14 protein-coding genes are annotated in these 18970 nt (G+C 64.8%); 11 read left to right on the forward strand and 3 right to left on the reverse strand.

Annotated features, from left to right (window positions below; all coding sequences use genetic code 11):
• Positions 1 to 121 precede the first annotated feature (121 nt).
• The 4 genes from ACLKOZ_RS08290 (at position 122) to ACLKOZ_RS08305 (ending at position 5893) form a co-directional block, all read left to right on the forward strand.
• The gene (locus ACLKOZ_RS08290) at positions 122 to 1402 is read left to right on the forward strand and encodes a serine/threonine-protein kinase (RefSeq protein WP_436474223.1); all 1281 of its coding nucleotides are present in this window, start codon (positions 122 to 124) and stop codon (positions 1400 to 1402) included.
• The gene (locus tag ACLKOZ_RS08295; RefSeq protein WP_436474225.1) at positions 1399 to 1965 is read left to right on the forward strand and encodes a hypothetical protein; all 567 of its coding nucleotides are present in this window, start codon (positions 1399 to 1401) and stop codon (positions 1963 to 1965) included. The genes ACLKOZ_RS08290 and ACLKOZ_RS08295 overlap by 4 nt, the downstream gene beginning before the upstream one ends.
• A gap of 757 nt (positions 1966 to 2722) precedes the next feature.
• A complete protein-coding gene (locus tag ACLKOZ_RS08300) occupies positions 2723 to 3409 on the forward strand; it encodes a peptidoglycan-binding protein (RefSeq protein WP_436474227.1) in 687 nt (228 codons plus the stop codon).
• 36 nt (positions 3410 to 3445) lie between these two features.
• Positions 3446 to 5893, forward strand: coding sequence for a hypothetical protein (locus ACLKOZ_RS08305; protein WP_436474229.1), 2448 nt, complete (start codon positions 3446 to 3448; stop codon positions 5891 to 5893).
• Here ACLKOZ_RS08305 and ACLKOZ_RS08310 read toward each other — a convergent pair.
• Positions 5890 to 8514 (reverse strand): AMP-binding protein, encoded by a 2625-nt coding sequence (locus tag ACLKOZ_RS08310; RefSeq protein WP_436474231.1) that lies wholly within the window; start codon positions 8512 to 8514, stop codon positions 5890 to 5892. The genes ACLKOZ_RS08305 and ACLKOZ_RS08310 overlap by 4 nt on opposite strands.
• A gap of 225 nt (positions 8515 to 8739) precedes the next feature.
• Between ACLKOZ_RS08310 and ACLKOZ_RS08315 the strand changes: the two genes are divergently transcribed.
• The 6 genes from ACLKOZ_RS08315 (at position 8740) to ACLKOZ_RS08340 (ending at position 15787) form a co-directional block, all read left to right on the forward strand.
• Positions 8740 to 9786: an iron ABC transporter substrate-binding protein gene (locus ACLKOZ_RS08315; RefSeq protein WP_436474233.1), complete on the forward strand. Its 1047-nt coding sequence runs from the start codon at positions 8740 to 8742 to the stop codon at positions 9784 to 9786.
• 4 nt (positions 9787 to 9790) lie between these two features.
• Positions 9791 to 11383, forward strand: coding sequence for an ABC transporter permease (locus tag ACLKOZ_RS08320; protein WP_436474235.1), 1593 nt, complete (start codon positions 9791 to 9793; stop codon positions 11381 to 11383).
• Positions 11380 to 12537 (forward strand): ABC transporter ATP-binding protein, encoded by a 1158-nt coding sequence (locus tag ACLKOZ_RS08325; protein WP_436474237.1) that lies wholly within the window; start codon positions 11380 to 11382, stop codon positions 12535 to 12537. Before ACLKOZ_RS08320 ends, ACLKOZ_RS08325 begins: the two co-directional genes overlap by 4 nt.
• Before the next feature lie 159 nt (positions 12538 to 12696).
• Positions 12697 to 13899 (forward strand): cation:proton antiporter, encoded by a 1203-nt coding sequence (locus ACLKOZ_RS08330; protein WP_436474238.1) that lies wholly within the window; start codon positions 12697 to 12699, stop codon positions 13897 to 13899.
• Between the two features lie 492 nt (positions 13900 to 14391).
• A complete protein-coding gene (locus tag ACLKOZ_RS08335) occupies positions 14392 to 14805 on the forward strand; it encodes a thermonuclease family protein (protein ID WP_436474240.1) in 414 nt (137 codons plus the stop codon).
• A complete protein-coding gene (locus ACLKOZ_RS08340; RefSeq protein WP_436474242.1) occupies positions 14786 to 15787 on the forward strand; it encodes an alpha/beta fold hydrolase in 1002 nt (333 codons plus the stop codon). Before ACLKOZ_RS08335 ends, ACLKOZ_RS08340 begins: the two co-directional genes overlap by 20 nt.
• Here the strand turns inward: ACLKOZ_RS08340 and ACLKOZ_RS08345 are convergent.
• Positions 15784 to 16353 (reverse strand): VOC family protein, encoded by a 570-nt coding sequence (locus ACLKOZ_RS08345; protein WP_436474244.1) that lies wholly within the window; start codon positions 16351 to 16353, stop codon positions 15784 to 15786. The two genes, ACLKOZ_RS08340 and ACLKOZ_RS08345, sit on opposite strands and share 4 nt — an antisense overlap.
• A 246-nt stretch (positions 16354 to 16599) precedes the next feature.
• On the opposite strand from ACLKOZ_RS08345, the gene ACLKOZ_RS08350 reads away from it, so the two are divergent.
• Complete coding sequence (locus tag ACLKOZ_RS08350; RefSeq protein ID WP_436474246.1) at positions 16600 to 18090, forward strand: GntP family permease; 1491 nt, start codon at positions 16600 to 16602, stop codon at positions 18088 to 18090.
• Between the two features lie 4 nt (positions 18091 to 18094).
• Here ACLKOZ_RS08350 and ACLKOZ_RS08355 read toward each other — a convergent pair.
• A partial coding sequence (locus ACLKOZ_RS08355) for a sugar-binding transcriptional regulator (protein WP_436474248.1) occupies positions 18095 to 18970 on the reverse strand: 876 nt, incomplete at its 5' end.

Consider the following 18970-nt stretch of genomic DNA (forward strand, 5'->3'; position numbering starts at 1 on the left):
CAGTACCTCCATGGCCTCGGGTCACCTCGTCATACCTCAGCACTCCGTGGTTCCACAAAATAAAGTAAGTTGCCTTATGATTTGGAGTGTAGTGTGCCGTGGGGCGCCGGGAGGAACGAATATGGTGGCGGAATCGCCCAGCTCCATCAGGACTGAAGTCGTCGGCGGCCGTTACCGCCTCGGTGATGTGATCGGCCGTGGCGGGATGTCGTCCGTGTACTGCGCGCGGGACGAGAACCTGGGCCGCGACGTTGCACTGAAACTCTTCGCGCCGCAGGCCCCGGATGCAGACGAACTCAAACGTCAGGAAGCCGAAATCAGGCTGCTGGCCACCCTGAACCATCCCAGCCTCGTAACGCTGTTCGATGCCGGCATCGACACGCGCATCCCGGATGAGCCCCGGCCGTTCCTGACCATGGAACTCGTCGAAGGGCAGGACCTGCGCAGCCGCATCAGGCACAGCCCTGTTCCCCTGGATGAGCTCGCCGTTATTGGAGCCGGCATCGCTGACGCCCTGGCCTACGTCCACGGCCTCGGCATCATCCACCGGGACATCAAGCCAGGAAACATCCTCCTGGTGCAGACCCGGCCAGGCGAGCCACTCAGGGCAAAGGTCACCGACTTCGGCATAGCAAGAATTGCCGACAGCACGCGCCTGACTGCCACCGGAGCCATGGTGGGCACCGCAGCCTACCTCAGCCCTGAACAGGCCATGGGATCGCCGCTCAGCCCGGCCACCGACGTGTACTCGCTGGGACTGGTCCTGCTCGAATGCGTCAAGCAGACAATGGAGTACCCGGGCAGCGCGGTGGAATCCGCCGTGGCCAGGCTGCACCGCCCGCCAGGCATTCCCGAGGATCTGCCGGCCGAGTGGACCGACCTGATCCGTTCAATGACCGCGATCGAGCCTCTGGACCGCCCCACAGCAGCTGACATCGAGACCGCGCTCCGGCAGGCCCTCGTCTCCCCGACGTCCACTCCCGGCCAGCTTGCACCGGAAACCACTCGAGTGCTGCCCGCCATGCCATTCAGGGCACCCGCCATCACTCCGGAGCCACGCTCGCCAAATCCACCACCGGCCGATTCCGGCGCCGACGATACTGGCCAGGTGGGTCCACTTTCCGCCGGCGCCGGGTGGTCGGGGTTGGTGCCTCGTGAAGATCAGCCCGGCGGCCCGTTAAGGACGCGAAGCGCTGCGCGCTCCACCCGCCCCACCCGCTCCATGCGCAAAGGCCGGCTCTGGGCGGCGGCCAGCCTGGTCGTTATTGCACTGGCGGGCGGCGCCGCGGCACTCACGGCGGCCCAGACCCCGGACGCAACGTCCGGCGTCGTTCCTTACCCCGCGGTTACTGGCACGCTGGGTGACCACCTTCTGGAACTGCAAAAGAGTGTGGAACCGTGACCCGGTTTCATGCCGCCATTCGTCGGCCCGGTACACGGGGAGCCGGTCCACGAAGAGCAGGCACACGGGGAGCCGGCTTCGCCGCGGCCCTGATGCTGACGGCGTCCATGGCAGGCTGCGCCCCGGCCGATACCGGCCTGCAGCCGGACACGGCCCGGCACTTTCAGGAACTGGTGCTGGGCGTAAGCCAGGCAGCGGCAGCGAACGATCACCCGGCTGCGCTCACAGCCTTGGAGAGCCTGGAAGCGGACGTAGCGTCGGCGGCGGGCAGCGGTCAGGTTTCGGAGGAACGGCGCCGCGCCATCATGACCAGTATCACCGCTGTCAGGACCGACCTCACCACCGCCATCCAAGCGGCCGCCGAAGCTGCCGCGAAAGCACGCGAGCAAGAAGCAGCCGCTGCTGCTGCAGCAGAAGCGGAGAAGGCAAGGGCCGAAGCTGAAGCGGCGGCGAAGGCAGCCCAGGAACAGGTATCGGTGGTCCCGCCGCCGGCCCCTGTACCTGCTCCCGCGCCTGAACCGGCAAAAGGCAGCGAGGGTAAAGGCAAAAATAAGAACGGCTAGCCCGGAGGAGCAAGCAAGCGTGGCACCGTTCGAAAGGCCGTGCGGGGTGCAGACCAAGTGCAGAACCGTAGTCGCTAAGTGTACTTACGGAATCGGATCTAGACTTGATCATGGACACGATCCCGGCGGTTTTCCTCGTTTTTGGGGCAGCATTCGTCTGGCTGGGCCTGACGGCGATCGCGATGCTCCGGCTTCGGCGGCGTAGAAGTGGCTCGACGCTGGTACGTTCCGCTACCGCCCCCAGAGACCAAGCCCCGGGCCGCCCCGACCGGCCAATGCGCCGGCGCCATGCGATCCCGGATCGGAACGCCGGAGTTCCCGTGGGACGGCGCAGGCTGAAGGTCAGGAAGGTCCGTCGGGAAAGGCCCTCGTCCGGCAAACGGCCGTCGTCGCTGTAAGAGAGTCACCGGGTCGCGGAAGAGCAGCAAGCGCCCACAGCCTCGGCCATACCCGCTACTCGCCATGATCGGGGGCGCATTTCTGACCCTTCACGCAAAGCTCGGCTGGCTCCACAAGATGTAATCCACCGCGACGGGACCGGTCATGCCCGGGCCAGGCCTGATATGCCGGCCGGCCTCGAGTCGACGCTGATGGTGCGGAACAGGCTCCATCTGCATGTCAGCCCTGTCCCGTACTCACCGTCGGGGGAATGTATCAAAATTTGATCATCATGCTTACTATTGACTGGCATTAGGCACATCGGTGTAGGAACTGCTCACTGGGGGCAGCGGCGACCGTGCCGGAACTGGAGTTTCGTATGAGCACTGAACAGGGAATGACTCCGCTGACCAACGAAGAATTGCAGGCACAGGGCGGCACCCCGCTCCCCGACAAGGAAGTAGCCTCCGTGCTGGACCTCAACGCCGATCTTGACTTGGGCATCAATGCTGCGGCCCCCATCGACCTCGCCGTCGCGGCCAACGCCAACGTAGCAGCCCCGATCGACGCGGCAGCGTCCGCGAACATCCTCTCCTACGGATCCGAGGCCCAGGCCCTTGCGGACCAGGGAGTGATCATCGAACAGGGCATCACCGCCGATGCCACAGCAGACTCCACGCAGGACAGCAGCATTGACCAGGGCGCAGATGCAGAGGACGGTGACGCCGGAACTGCGGACACCGGGACCACCCCGGACGGAACCGCCGGCGGTGACCTTCTCCCCGACGTCGGTGCCTTGCCGGTGGATCCGTCTGCCGCGCTGGACGGGGACCTGCTGAACGTCAACGTTGACCTGGCGGCGCAGGCAGACATTGCGGCCCCGATCAACGGCGCCGTGGCTGCCAACGCGAATGTCGCCGCGCCGATCGACGCCGCCGTTGCCGCCAACATCGGTTCCATCGACAGCGACGCTTTCGCAGTGGCCCAGCAGGACGCCATCATCAGCCAGCACATCGACGGTGAAGCAACCGCCTCCGCCGATCAGCAGTCAGACCTGAGGCAGTAGGGTCCGCACACTACCTCCGAGAATGGGCACTGCTTCATGAGCACAGTAAACGGCGGGCCGTCCCGGCCGGACGGCCCGCTGACTTCTCCCGCGTCCGCCGGTACCGACACTGTCAGTCCTCCCCACGTCCTGTTGCCTGACGTTCCTGTGCTGGCCGACGGCGTGGAACTGATGGGTGAAACAAAGGGATCGGGGTACCGGGAACCGCCGTCGCTGGTCCGCCGGGCAGACGGCCAGGCCATCCAATTGACCCGCCTGCTGTACCTGGTACTTGAAGCAGTGGACGGCCAGCGCACTACCGAACAGATTGCCGCCCACGCCAGCACACGCTTCGGAAGATTAGTCAGCGAAGACAACGTCCGCACACTGGTCACCTCGCAGCTGCTGCCGCTGGGACTGCTGCGGCTGGGTGACGGTTCACAGCCAGAGATGCGGAAAGCTGACCCCCTGCTGGGCATGCGCTTCCGCTACACCGTCACGGATCCGGAACGTACCCGAAAGCTCACGGCGCCGTTCACGTTGCTCTTCAACCCGATCATCGTGGCGGCCGTCTGCGCAGCCTTCATCGCCGCGTCCTGGTGGGTTCTCGGGGTCAAGGGACTCGCCTCCGCGACCCACGACGCCTTCGCCAACCCGGCCCTGGTCCTGCTGGTCCTGGCCGTAACAGTGCTTTCCGCCGGCTTTCACGAGTTCGGTCACGCCGCGGCCGCACGCCGGGGCGGCGCCACGCCCGGTGCCATGGGGGCAGGCCTCTACCTCATCTGGCCTGCATTCTTCACGGACGTCACAGACTCGTACCGGCTGGGCCGCGGAGGCCGGATCCGGACCGACTTGGGCGGGCTGTACTTCAACGCGATCGTTGCCGTAGCCATGATGGGTCTCTGGTGGGCCACCGACTTTGACGCCCTGTTGTTGGTTGTGGTCACCCAAATTCTCCAAATGGTCCGGCAGCTCCTGCCCCTGGTCCGATTCGACGGGTACCACATCCTGGCCGATGCCACCGGGGTCCCGGACCTTTTCCAACGTATCAAACCGACGCTGCTGGGGCTGCTCCCCTGGCGCCGCACGAGTCCCGAAGCACAGGCGCTCAAACCATGGGCCCGGGCTGTAGTCACTGTCTGGGTGCTGGTCACTGTGCCGCTGCTCGTCGTCAGCATGGCCGTGATGGTACTCTCGCTCCCTCGGCTCCTCGGGACGGCATGGGCCAGCGTCCTGGATCAGCAGGCGCAGCTTGCCGGAAGCCTCGCCGACGGCGACCTTGGCGGCGCCGCGCTGCGCGCCCTGGCGATCGCCGCCGTCGCCCTTCCCATTCTTGGCATCCTTTACATCCTGCTCCGACTGGCCCGGCAACTGGCCCTCGGGCTCTGGCACAAAACGCGCGGAAAGGCATTGCAGCGAGCCGCCGCGATGGCCACTATCGCAGCGGTGACCGCCGGGCTGGCCTGGGCCTGGTGGCCCGCGGCAGACACCTACCGGCCCGTCCAGCCGTACGAACGCGGAACCCTGGCAGACGTAACCACCGCCGTTTTCCCCGCTGCGCCACACTCTCCCTTGCAGGAAGGGCAGACCGGGAAGACCGTAGCGTTATGGCCCGCAGGGGCGGCCACGCCGACACGCGAGAACCCCCAACTCAGCACCGTCCTGGTACCGCACACTGGTCCCGCCAGCGCAGGGACACTGGCCGACAGCGCCCCAGGGGCCAGCCCGGCGCCCTCGTGGGTGTTCCCGTTCAACCAGCCTGCCGCACCAGAGGAGGACGGAAACCAGGCCCTCGCCGTGAACACGAGCGACGGCTCTGTGACCTACGACGTCGCCTTCGCGCTGGTCTGGGCAGAAGACGGCAAACCCGTCGATACCACCAACGAGGCCTACGCCTTCGCCAGCTGCACAGACTGCACCGCAGTCGCCGTCGGCTTCCAGGTAGTGCTGATCGTGGGTCAGGCCGACGTGATAGTTCCGGAGAATTTGTCAGCCGCCGCCAACTACAACTGCCTTCGGTGCCTCACCTACGCGCTGGCCAGCCAATTGGTCCTCACCTTGGACGGACCCCTCAGCGAGGACAGCACAGCCCGGCTCAACACGCTGTGGGCCGAGATCGCCGAGTACGGCCGGGAGCTCCACAACGTCCCCTTCTCTGAGATCCAGGGACGCCTCAACGCATTCAAGGAACAAATCATGGAAATTGTCCGCAGCGACCCCGGCGCCACGAACGGTACTCCCCCGGCCTCGGCCCCCTCTGCCGGCACAACGGCCCCCTCTCCTCGAACCACTGAACCGGCATCCGTGACGTCCAAGGCCACGACGGCGGCACCCACTCCCGCCGCGCCTGCCACCGGTGGTGCGGCTAGCGACGGCAGCCCCACGCAGGCAGGTCCCACCCAGGAAGGTCCCACGCAGGAACCAAGCATCGCGCCCACTGAACCAGCTGTTGTCACCCCGATGCCCGATCCCACCCCGACCGCCGCTGAGGCACCAAGCAGCTAGGCTCGCGCCGCCGGGGGCAACCCTTCGCGTTTCTTATCTTTTGTCCGCCCACTGTTGACGGGTTTCCGAGGCGCTGCAGTTCCCAAGCGAAGCACGCGGCCCATGATCCTCATGGACACTGCCCAGTACGCCACTCCAACGGCCAGGGATAGGGCCACTGCCAGCACGGGGGTGTGCTCCTTGAAATCGGGAAAAATCACCCAGTGCGTCACATACGCGTAGAGGGAGGCGCTGGCCAGCGTGCCGAACAGTCCATGAAGGACTGCAGGCAGGGGAAGGGCAGGAATCCAGGCGAGCAGGAGGATCCCGGCGAGGATTGTGGCTTCGCGCCAGGGGTTGTCAAAGTAGCCCGGAAGGGCCAAAGCCGCGATGACGGAGAGGATGAGCCGTTGGGGAACCGTGCGGGCCCGCGCCAAGGCCCACCCGAGCGCGAACAGCCACAGGACGGGCCTGGTGTGCAGGATGTCGATCGGCACGAGGTTGTAGCGGGCCAGCAACCCCACCCCGATAAGCGCCACGGGAAAGGCCAACGGGAACCGCTTTTCTGCCCGGTCCGCCCACGGGATGGCCAGGAGTGCCATCATGGCCACCAGCACATAGACCAGGACTTCCACGAACCAGAAATGCCAGGCATCGGTCCAGCCGCTGGGCCCGATCACGGTGTTGAGCATCAACAGGTTGGCCGGTGTGTAGTTGAATTTGTCCGTCAGGAGCATCACAGCACCGATGAACGCGACAGTGGGCACCACTACCCGGGCCAGGCTCCGTGCCTGGCGTTTCAACCGGGGAAGCCGGTCTCCGCCCAGTTGGAACCGCGCGAAGTTGTAGCCGGCCAGGGCCATCAGGATGTGTGCGGTGCCCGGCCAGGCAATGAGGTCCATATGGGTGCTGATGATCACCACGATGGCAACGGCGCGGAGCACAATGCTTGTCTCCAGCGGCGCAAAGAGCCTCCGGCGCTTGCGAGCTGGCCGCGCCTTGGCAACCAGGTTCCCGACCGGGGTTACGTGCCAGTCGGCAGGCAGGTGCCCGAGGGCTTTCTCGAGCCGGACCGAGGCCGCCACATATGACAGCGAGTCCCCTCCGAGGGATACGAAGGTGTCGCCGTCGTCGATGTCCGTGACCTCAAGCGCTTCGGCGAAGATTCGGCGGATGTCCTCGGGGGCCGCTGTCGCTTCGGCGCCGGGGGGCGCCGTCGTCCGCCCCGGCCCTTCGGGCGGAGCCGCCAGCCCAAGAATGGCGGGATAGTCGGTTTTGCCTGTGGCCAGGCGCGGGAGGCGCTCGACGGCGCGCACCTCCACCGCGGCCCGCGGCAGGCCCAGGCTCTGGGCCAGGGTTTTGGCGAGCAGGCGCTCGTCGTGGTTGCCCTCGACGGCGGCCACGAGCCTCTGGTCTGTTCCTGCGCAGGCGGCCTGGAGGCCAAGGTTGTGGAGCGTCTTCTCCACCTGGCCGAGGTCGATGCGCAGCCCGACGATCTTGACGAACCGGCTCCTTCGGCCCACTACCTCATAGAGACCGGAATCATGCTTACGGGCGAGATCGCCCGTGCGTAGTTCGTGGACGGCGCGGCCGGCCGCGAGGTCGGCCGGACTTTCCGCGTAGCCGAGCATCACGTTGGGTCCGGTGTAGACGAGTTCTCCGTCGTCCAGGCCAGGGACGGGTTCGATGCGGAAGTTCCCGCCCGGCACCGGGATCCCGATGCTGCCGGGAAAGGTGGTGGCCAGGTGCGGTGGAAGATAGGCCATCCGTGCCGTGGCCTCCGTCTGCCCATACATAACGAACAGCTCCCAGCCGTTCCGCTGGCCCTCCTTGGAGTACCGGACGATCGTTTCCGGTTCCAGGCGGCCCCCGGCCTGGGTGATGTAGCGCAGGCTGGGCAGCTCCATGTCGGTGAACCGGACCCGGTCCAGCAATTCGAAGGTGTACGGCACGGCTGCAAAGGAAGTGGCACGCCGGTTGCGGAACAGTTCCCAGAAGCAAGGATCCACCACAGACAGCTCAGTGAGGACGATCCCCGCCCCGCGGAGAAGGTGGCTGTTGATCACTGACAGCCCGTAACAGTAGTACATGGGGAGCGTTGTCATGGCCCGGTCGCCGCCATCGATGTTGAGATACTCGGCAATCGACTCGGCGTTGGACTGCACGTTGTGGTGCGACAGGCGCACGAGCTTCGGGGATCCTGTGGAACCGGACGTGCTGAGCATGAGCGCGAGGTCCGGGTGCAGCTCATGCCGGGTACCGGGCCGGAGTTCTTCCAGGAGCGGCCCCGCCTGATGGCCCGGCACCGTACTCGGCAGGGAGGCGCCCGGCCGGATGATGACGTCGGGATCATAGGAGGTGATGAGCGATTCCAGAGCGGCGTCGTTGCCGGCGGGAGCGAGGATGAGGGGGTGTCCGGATGCCAAGGCCGCGAGGTAGGCAACGAGGGACTCAATGCTGTTGTCGGCGGCAAGCACCACAAGGCGGCGCACGGTACCGAGGCGCGCTGCGAAAGCTTCCACGCGTTGGGCGAGGTCGCTGTAGCTGAGGACGCGGCCGCCGGTCAGGACGGCGGGCCGGTCACCGTGGCTTGCCAGATTGGCGGCAAGGGCGACCCCTGTGAGTTCGAGGGGTAAGGTCACGGCGTAACCATAAAGTAAGCCTTGCCTAACTACAACTGGATAAATGGCAACCCAAGCAACGGCGCGAATTACGTTATGCAACAGTTCCGTAATTGATGTGATCTCCATCACTTTAAGCGCTTTCCTTGTTGGGACTTAGGTTGGGCTAACCTAAAGTTCCTTTGTGGGCAATCTCAGCCCGTCGGCCCCAGGGTCCACCAGACTTGTTCCCAGAAAGCAGCCTCCATGAAGATCCGCACCCACGCGCTGGCCGGCATCGCCATCGCCGCCACCGCAGCCCTTGGGCTGACCGCCTGCGGCGGCAGCACTGCCCCCGCAGCCTCCGGTTCCGCTTCCGCCGAAGCCGGAGACATCACGGTGTACAACGCCCAGCACGAGAGCCTGACCAAAGAGTGGATCGAGGCCTTCACGGCCGAGACAGGCATCACGGTGACCATGCGGCAGGGCTCGGACACGGAACTGTCCAATCAGATCGTCCAGGAAGGCTCTGCCTCGCCGGCCGATGTTTTCCTCACCGAAAACTCCCCCGCCATGGCCCAGGTGGAAAACGCGGGACTTTTTGCGGATGTTGATGCGGCCACCATCGCACAGGTCCCCGAAGAGTTCCGCCCTTCCACCGGCAAGTGGACCGGCATTGCCGCCCGCTCCACCGTCCTGGTCTATGACAAAGCCAAGGTGGCCGAGGATAAGCTGCCCAAGTCCATGCTTGATCTGGCCAAGCCGGAGTGGAAGGGCAAGTGGGCCGCATCCCCGTCCGGCGCCGACTTCCAGGCCATTGTCTCCGCACTGCTTGAGCTCAAGGGCGAGGCCGCAACGGAGGAATGGCTCAAGGGCATGAAGGAAAACTTCAAGGCCTACAAGGGCAATAGCACCGCCATGAAGGCCGTCAACGCCGGCGAAGTTGATGCCGCGCTGATCTATCACTACTACTACTACGGCGACCAGGCCAAGACCGGCGAGAACTCCAAGAACGTCACGCCGTACTACTTCAAGAACCAGGATCCGGGCGCGTTCGTGTCCGTCTCCGGCGGCGGAGTCCTGAAGACCACTAAGAATGCAGAAGCTGCCCAGGCGTTCCTGAAGTTCATTACCGGCAAGAAGGGCCAGGAAGTCCTGCAGAAGGGCACGTCCTTCGAATACGCCATCGCCTCTGACGTCCCCGCCAACGAGAAGCTGGTTCCGCTGGCGGAACTGCAGGCTCCCACCGTGGATCCCGCCAAGCTGAACTCCGAGAAGGTCACCGAGCTGATGACCAAGGCAGGACTCCTGTAATTCAGTGACAACCGACCTATCGGCTTCCCCGTCAACGGGGAGCACGACGACGGCGGGCCGGGGCAGCAGCCCCCGCCCGCCTTTCGGCGTCTCAGCGGTGTCCGTCCTCGCGGTGCTGATCGCACTCTTTTCGCTTATTCCCCTGGGCTACGTCGTGTTCATGACCGCAGTCACCGGCTGGGACACCGCCGTCGAACTGATCTTCCGCCCCCGCGTGGGCGAGCTGCTCCTCAACACCGTCCTGCTGATGTTGGTGACAGTGCCCCTTTGCCTCGTCCTGGGAATCGGCGGGGCTTGGCTGGTGGAACGCACCAAACTGCACGGCCACAAAATCTGGGCTGTCCTGCTGGCCGCTCCCCTGGCCATCCCGGCTTTTGTGAACAGCTACGCGTGGGTATCCGCTGTTCCATCCCTGGAGGGCCTGGGATCCGGCGTCCTGATCGCCACGCTGTCCTACTTCCCCTTGGTCTATATCCCAGCCGCAGCGACTCTAAGCCGGCTGGACCCGGCCATTGAACAGTCCGCCGCAGCTCTGGGGCTCGGGGCCTGGCGGGTGTTCTTCCGCGTGGTACTCCCGCAGCTCCGGCTTGCCATCACCGGCGGCGCACTGTTGGTGGCCCTGCACCTGCTGGCCGAATATGGCGCTTTTGCCATGATCCGTTTTGATACGTTCACCACCGCGATCATGGTCCAGTTCCAATCCACGTTCAACGGCACCGCCGGCAACATGCTGGCCAGCGTGCTCGTGTTCTTCTGCCTGATCTTGCTGCTCCTCGAAGCCCGCGGCCGCGGATCGGCCCGGTATGCGCGAATCGGTTCCGGAGCCCAAGGAAAGGCCCTGCGCCTGCCGCTGCACGGCTACCACGTTCCTGCCCAGCTCTTCCTCCTGACGCTCACCGCCCTGGCCTTTGGGCTGCCGCTGGTGCTGGTCCTGCGCTGGATCTTCGCCGGTGGTCCCGTCATTTGGGTTGCAAACGAATTCGTGCCCGCCCTTCTGGCGACCCTCGGCTACGGCCTGGCCGGGGCGGCGGTGACTACCGTGGTCGCCTTCCCCATGGCCTACCTGGCAGTGAGGCACCCAGGCTGGTTCAGCAAGGCCCTAGAGCTCTCCAACTACGTCACCAGTTCCCTGCCCGGCATCGTGGTGGGCCTGGCGTTCGTCACCGTCAGCATCAGGGTGGTTCCCGGCGTTTACCAGAGCAGTGCGGTCCTGGTTGCCGCCTACGTCCTGCTGTTCCTGCCGCGGGCGCTGGTGAACCTGCGTGCCGGCCTGGCCCAGGCCCCCAAGGAACTCGACGAAGCCGCGCGGGCACTGGGTAAACCTCCGCTCCTTGCCTTCATCAGGGTAACCCTCCGGCTCACTGCGCCCGCCGCGGCGGGCGGCGCCGCCTTGGTGTTCCTTGCCATCGCCAACGAGTTGACCGCAACACTGCTGCTGGCCCCCAACGGCACACGGACGCTTGCCACCGAATTCTGGAGCAAGAGCAGTGAAATCGACTACACAGGTGCGGCACCCTACGCCCTGCTGATGATCCTGCTCTCCGCCCCTATGACCTACCTCCTCTTCCAGCAGTCCAAGAAAGTGGCCGGACAGTGACCGAACAACCCCCCTCGCGACTCCCGGAGCCGCGGATTGCGGCGTCGGTGGCCCCCAGCACCAACAGCCATCTGCAGATCACCGACGTCACCAAGAATTTCTCATCCCAGGCGGTCCTCAAAGGCGTAAATCTCTCTGTCGCCAAGGGTGGGACTACCGCCATCGTTGGTCCCTCCGGGTCCGGCAAAACTACTCTGCTGCGGCTCATCGCCGGTTTCGAGCACCCCGCCACCGGCAGCATCTCTCTGAACGGTACCAAGGTGGCGGGCGACGGCGTCTGGTTGCCGGCGCACAAGCGCCACGTGGGATATGTGGCACAGGATGGTGCCCTCTTTCCCCACCTCACCGTGGGGCAGAACGTCGCCTTCGGCCTGGACGCCGGAAAGCTCGACGGCGGGCGGCGCGCCGTGGCGGGCCGGATCAGTGAACTGCTGGAGATGGTCTCCTTGGACCCGGCAATGGCCAGGCGGCGGCCGCATCAGCTTTCGGGCGGGCAGCAGCAGCGGGTCGCCCTGGCCCGCGCCCTGGCCCGCGAACCCGAACTCATGCTCCTGGACGAGCCGTTCTCGGCCCTTGACGCGGGCCTGCGCGTTGCCACCCGGCGTGCGGTAGCCAAAGTCCTCAACCAGGCCGGCGTCACCACCATCCTGGTAACCCACGACCAAGCCGAAGCACTCTCCTTCGCGGACCAGGTAGCCGTGATGCGCGGTGGCAAGCTGGCCCAGATCGGCAATCCCTTCGTCGTCTATACCCGTCCCGCTGACCGTGCCACAGCGGAATTCCTGGGCGACGCGGTCATCCTCGACGCCTGGCTGGAAGGCTCACTGGCCACCTGTTCGCTGGGCGGAATCCCGGTCCGCCGGCCGCCAGCCCAAGGCCGTGTGCAGCTGATGCTGCGGCCCGAACAGATCCGGATTGCCGAGGACGGCCCGATCCGTGGCGTGGTGGTGGATACCGACTACTTCGGCCCTGAGACGACGGTGCGCCTCAAGCTGGCAGTTCCCCCGGAGCTGGCGTCCGGCGCCGACCACCGCTACCCCGGTGGCGGCGAAGTCATCACCATCCGCCACTGGAATGCGTCCATCGCGCGGCCAGGCATGGAACTGTGTCTTCGGGTTGTGGGCGAGGCAGTCGCATTTCCGCTGGACGACTAGGAAATACGGCGTGGAAAGGGCCGCCGCCGCGCGGTCACGCAGGTGTTCGATCACGTACGGTATCCGGTGTTGTTCACTGGCCTTATGGCGCCATCGCTATGGTGGCGGTAGCTTTGGATTACTTTTCGTCGAAGCAGCGAGGTGCCGGAGGTACCACCGATGCAGGGCTTGTCCACGTCACTGGTTCTGATCGCCCTGCTGGCTATCGCAGCGCCCCTTGCGGCCCGCTTCCTTGACCGCGTGGTCAAGGTACCGATTGTGGTCTTCGAAATTATCCTCGGAATCATGCTCGGCCCCAGCCTGCTGGGCTGGATCCATCCGGCAGAGTTTACGGATACGCTGGCCCAGTTCGGGCTCGCCATGCTGTTTTTTGTTGCAGGCAACGAGATCGATTTCGCCGTCATTAGCGGCCGGCCGGCTAACCGTGCAGCTGCTGGCTGGGTGATCTCGTTGGCGGCAGGCATTGGCGCAGGCCTCGTCCTGGCCCCGGCACCGGAGGCTGCCGTGATTGTCGGCGTCGCCCTGTGCTCCACTGCACTGGGCGCGCTGCTGCCCATCCTTCGCGACGCCGGCGAATCAAAGTCCGCGCTCGGCATCGCGGTCACCGCACTGGGTGCCGCCGGGGAGTTTGGCCCTCTCGTAGCGATCTCGCTGTTCTTCAGTGGCAGGGAGCTCGGTCCGGCAACAGGTGTACTTCTCGGGTTTGTCCTCCTGACTGGCCTGGCGATTTACCTCGCCTCGCGCGCACGGCACTCACTTCTCCACTCGCAGGTCACCATGACCCTGCACACCAGCGGCCAGTTCGCCGTACGGTCCATCATGTTCATCCTCACTGTGCTCGTTGTGCTCAGCATGGTCCTGGGACTGGACATGCTGCTGGGTGCGTTCGCCGCCGGAGTCCTCTGGAAGGTGGCTATCGCGCGGGCTCCCGAACTGGACCGGAAGATCATCGAGACAAAAATCGACGCCGTCGCGTTCGGTTTCCTGGTGCCGATCTTCTTTATTGACACCGGCATAGATTTCGACCTGCGTGCGCTCACCGCCAGCCCGGCCGCCCTAGCCCTGGTCCCGCTCTTCCTGGTCCTCCTGCTCATCATCCGCGGTCTGCCGTCGCTGCTCGCTGCTCCCCCTCACTCCAGCGGTGCAGAGAAACGGGCCATCATGCTGTTTGGGGCAACGGGATTGCCGATTATCGTGGCGGTGACAGCCATTGGCCGGGACGAGGGGCTGATCTCGGGCGGAATCGCATCCGCCCTCGTTGGAGCAGGAATGCTCTCGGTACTCCTGTTTCCGCTCCTGGCACTCCGCCAGCATCAGCGCGGATTATCGGCGAAGCCAACGCGGCACCAGGAAATCCCGTAGCAGACGGACCACGCGCCCCGGCGGTGCACCAAAATGCGATTCGCAGGAATGCTTGCCATTCCCTGCCCAAGAATTTCCCTGGAGCTAGGGAAAACCAAAGGAACTCTTGATCCAGCGGCGGCATGGTTAACCCATGAAGCGGAGATCAGCGCCCCGGGCCCTCGGCGGTCCTTCACGCACTGGGATAGAGGTTAACGCCTCGAACGGAGTCACCCCCACCACGGGGTTGGCGGCTTCATCCGCAATTCCGCAGAAATGGACTTCGAGCAACTTCGTTCAAGACGGAGAACTCTGGCCCGACTGCCGGGACTGAGACCTCATCCAATGACCTTTGCACAGCGCGCAGCTTGGCGCGCCACCACGACAATCGTAGTCTCCTCAATTCTGCTTGGCGGGTGCTCCCTGTTAGGGAGCGACGACCCTATACCCAACCCATCGGACACCGACGGGATCAATGTGTCCCGCCCAATGAGTGCAGAAGGTCCATTCCCTGTGACCTCAGTCACCGACGGGGACACTATCAGGGTTACCATCGAGGGCCAGTCAACCCGCGTCCGCCTCATCGGTATCGACACCCCTGAGATCAACGATCCACGAAAACCCGTCCAGTGCTTCGGTCGCGAAGCATCCCGGCGGGCCCATGAACTTATGGACGGCACGCAGGTGTGGCTGGAATACGATCCCAGCCAGAGCCGCCGCGACCGTTATGGCCGCACCCTTGCCTACGTCTGGCTGACTGACGCCATACTCGTCAATGAGGAAATGGTCAACGAGGGTTTCGCGCACGAATACACCTACGAGGTCCCTTATAAATATCGGGACATTTTCCGCGACGCCGAAGAGGCGGCCCGCACCGCCGGGCGCGGGCTATGGAGCCCAGCCACATGTGGAGGTGAAGCACCTTGATCGTGTCCGGTTCCGCAAGGGTGAGGCCGGTCCGATCCTCCCCGACTGGCTGGACCGGCTGCACGGCAATGGCGACCCGGCCTACACTGCTTGGATGAAAATCACGGTCAGTGGCGTGCCCATGCATTACGCCGAGTACGGCAGTGGCATCCCGATTCTCGCGCTGCACGGGGCTGGTGTGGACCATCGCGAGATCGTCGGCGTACTGGAACCGATATTCTCCGGCATTCCCGGCTTTCGGCGCCTGTATCCGGACCTGCCAGGGATGGGCCGCACGCCGGCCCCGGAGACGATCAATAGCAACGATGACGTGCTGGACGTTCTGCTCGGCCTCATCGACGGCACCATCGGCGCCGAACCGTTCCTTGTTGTTGGCCACTCCTACGGCGCGTACTTGGCCCGTGCGATTGCAGGTCGGAGACCTGACCAGGCCATCGGGCTAGCGTTATTCTGCCCGGTCGGCGCGCACACGCCTGAGGTGCCCAGGCACGAGGTCCTTGTTTCCTCTGCCGCACTGACTGGCGTACTCGACCCGGAAGCTGAGGCGGCGTTCCGCGACTACTTCGTGGTGCAGACCGCTGAAACCCTGCGCCGGTTCCAGACGGATGTGGCTCCCGCCGCCTCCCTCGTTGACGAGCCGGGGCTGACGCGGATCTTTTCCCGCTGGAAGCTGCGGAACGGGCCAGAAGCCGCGAAAACCTACCCGCATCCGGTGCTGGTCCTTGCAGGGCGCCAGGATGCAACGGCCGGGTGCACAGCCCCATGGGAACTGAGTGAACATTATCCTCGCGCTACCTTTGCCACGCTTGATCGCGCCGGCCATGCATTGCTGCACGAGCAACCAGGCTTGGTGCAAGCACTCATGGCCGAATGGCTGGCGCGTGTGCGTGAGCACTCAACCATGAGCCCCCTATCGGGCCCGCACCGGCGTGAAAGCACCCATAATTCCCTTCACGACGGCGCGGACCACGAAACCAGCTAGCCTGCGAAGCGCAGCCCATACTTCACCCGCGGATCAAGGACGTGGTGTCCGGGGGCGACGGGAACGGCGATCCCCAGATCGAAAATCTCGATGCGCCGGGCGTGCCCGGCCTCCGGGGTGTGCTGGTAGAGCAGTTCGATGACGTGGCCGTCGGGATCGGCAATATAGATCTGCTCCACATAGTCATCACGGACCCGGGGGCCACCCACACGCTCCAGACCCCGCTCCCGCATCGCGGCCAGGAACGGCTCAAACGAATCCACCATGACCGCGAAGTGATGGCACAGCCCCGTACGCAGTTCCTCGCCACCCCATTCCGGGGAATGGCGCGTCAGCCGTCCCGGAACGGACTCCTGGACAACGTGGACTTCGACATCGCCGTTATGGAAATACGCGCCGTGGAACACAAAGTCAGTGGGGCGGTGGATCTCCTCAAAGCCGAGAACGCCGACGTAGAAGTCCCTGGTGTTGGCAATGTCGGAGACAACAAGGCACACATGATGCATGCTCATCGTCCGTGCCGGTAGTTCCTGGGGACGGGACTTGAGGAACTGGTTTTGGCGCATAGATAGGCCCTTCTGTTCAGCAGCCTCGTCCATGAGGCTGGTGTCGAAACGAACCTCCAGTATTGGATCCCCGGGGGCAAAAACGGAGGCCGTTTGCCCAAATTGGCGGGTAATGGAACGCATGTTCAGGTTCCCGCGGATTCATTGACCGGCGCATCCGGTGCCGGGTTGGATCAGGTCGGCCCGAAAACCCAATTCAGTGACGTGAGGCACAGCCCCGTCACCGTCCTGTCGCGAAGGAGCGATATGTACCCGATCTGGTATTCCATGACGATGGTGGTTCTGAGCATCATTGTCCTGTTCTTCATGATTGTGAAGCTCAAGATCCACCCCTTCATCACCATGACGGTTGTGGCCGTCGGCCTGGCGCTGGCTATGGGAGTCCCCCTGGTCGATCCAAAAACGGGAATCTTCGCGGTGATGGAACCCGCCATGGGAAAGCAGTTGGGGCACATGGTCCCGCTGATCGCGCTGGGCTGCGTGATTGGCGAAATCATCCGCCGCTCTGGCGGCAGTGAAGTGCTGGGCGAAAAGATGCTCCAACGCATCGGCAACAAACGCGGCCCCCTGGCCATGACCATGTGCGGGCTCCTGGTGGGCAGCACCATCTTCTTTGACACCGCCGTGATCCTGCTGGCGCCCGTGACCATCGCCGTCGCCCGGCAGTCCAGGAAGTCCATCATCTTCTTCGCCATCCCCATGGCCATTGCAGTCCTGGGCATGCACTCCATCATCCCGCCGCACCCGGGGGCTGTGGCCATTGCCACGGCGCTGAATGTGAACTTCGGCCTCCTGATCATGTACGGGATGCTGGCGATGCTGCCCGGCGTGGGCATCGCCTTCCTGTATTCGCAGTGGGCAGCCCGGAAACTGACGGCCAACGGCACCTTTGACCTCGACGCAGGGTACGACGGCGGCACCTCCGCCGACGTGACGACGCCGGCACACGCCGGTGGTCCCGCAGCCGGGGAGCCCAGCAACGAGGGTGGTGCCTCCACCGCCGTGGCGACTGCACCTGCCCGCGCCACCACTTTGACGTCCCTGGAAGGGCACGAACGTCCCGGCGTCGGAAAACTGCTTTTCGTCCTCTTGCTCCCCATTGTGCTGATCCTCATCCAGACCCTCGCCGGCTCCATGCACGTCGGCGGACCTGCCCAGACGGTACTGGACATCCTGGCATTTCTCGGCACGCCCTGGCTGGCACTGACCATCACGGTCTTCTGCGCCTACGCAATGCTGCTGACGCCGAGGGTCCGGCGCGGAGAGAGCATTTCGTTCTTCGGGATGCACGGCATGAAACCGGTGGGCGAAATCCTGGTCTCCACCGGCGGCGGCGTTGCGTTCGGTTCGATCATTGGCGCCTCCGGCGTCGGCAAACAGCTCCTGGACACCCTGGCGGAGATCCACCTCCCGTTGGTGCTGTTCGGTTTTGTGCTTGCGGCAATCCTGCGGGCAACACTGGGAACGACGACGGCGGCAGTCACGTTTGTTGCCGTGCTGCTGGCCCAGTCCTTCGACACCACGAGCCTGAACCCCAGCCAGCTGGCACTGCTCGCGGTGGGGGTGTCCGCCGGCGGCATGTGCCTGTCCAACTTCAACGATGCCGGATTCTGGGTACTGTCCCGGTATTTCGGCATCAGCGAGCAGGTCATGCTCAAGACCTGGACCGTGGGAGTCACCATCATGGGGTGTGTCACTGCGGCCATCGCCTCACTCCTGTGGCTTGCAGTGTCCTGACGTCCTACCCGCGCTGAAGCAGGGACAGCAGTGCGGCGGCGGTGGTGTGGTCCGTGACCAGTTCCGTGACCATGCCACCGCTGATGGCGGCGGCAATGGGCGCAACCTTATGGGGACCGGCCGCTACAGCGATTCGATGGGGGACGCGCCGCAGTTCGTCCGCCCCAATTCCCAGCACAAACGGCGCGGCTCCGGGTTCCACCTGGGAACCGTCGACGCGAAGAAAGCGTCCACACAAGTGACCCACTGCGCCCAGCCGCTCGAGCTGCGCGAGATCCTGGGCAGGAACCGGACTGTAAACTCCGGTGCCGTCAAAACGCCGCATTGATCCGATGCCAACCAGGGCGGCCTCGCAACGCTGCCCAAGCGCCAGCGCTTCCCGGACCCGCTCTGAATCCAGGGCGGCAGCGAGGGCTGTGGCAGACCTATACACGAAAGGCGCGGGCAGCGCCTGGAAGGCCGCCCCCCAACGGGCGGAGATCAGTTGGGCAGTATTCGGTCCGCTGCCATCCACGAACCGGCCGCCCTCCCCGGCTTTCCCGCCGGGGCGGTTGCCTTGCGGGCACCCAAGAAGGTCAACCACTGTCAGGTCAGGCCGGTGGGCAGCGGCAAGGGAATCCACCACCGACGACAACGACCGGCTCGACGCGACGCCTAAAATCCTGGTTGCGGCCAGCTGGGTCTCCAAATACCGTGCCGCCACGTACCCCAGCCTGCTCGTGGTTCCGTACAGGGCGCGGGGCTTGCTGGTCGCCACCACGCAGCGGCGCAAGCCGCTTTGCCGCCGTAATTGCGTCTCCAGTTCCGGGACCCGGTCCACTGGCGGACCGATCCTGAACTGGACAACGCCCCGGGCGCGGGGGGGGGGGGGGGGGGGGGG

The organism is Arthrobacter sp. R4, assembly GCF_051365025.1.
Lineage (GTDB): Bacteria > Actinomycetota > Actinomycetes > Actinomycetales > Micrococcaceae > Arthrobacter.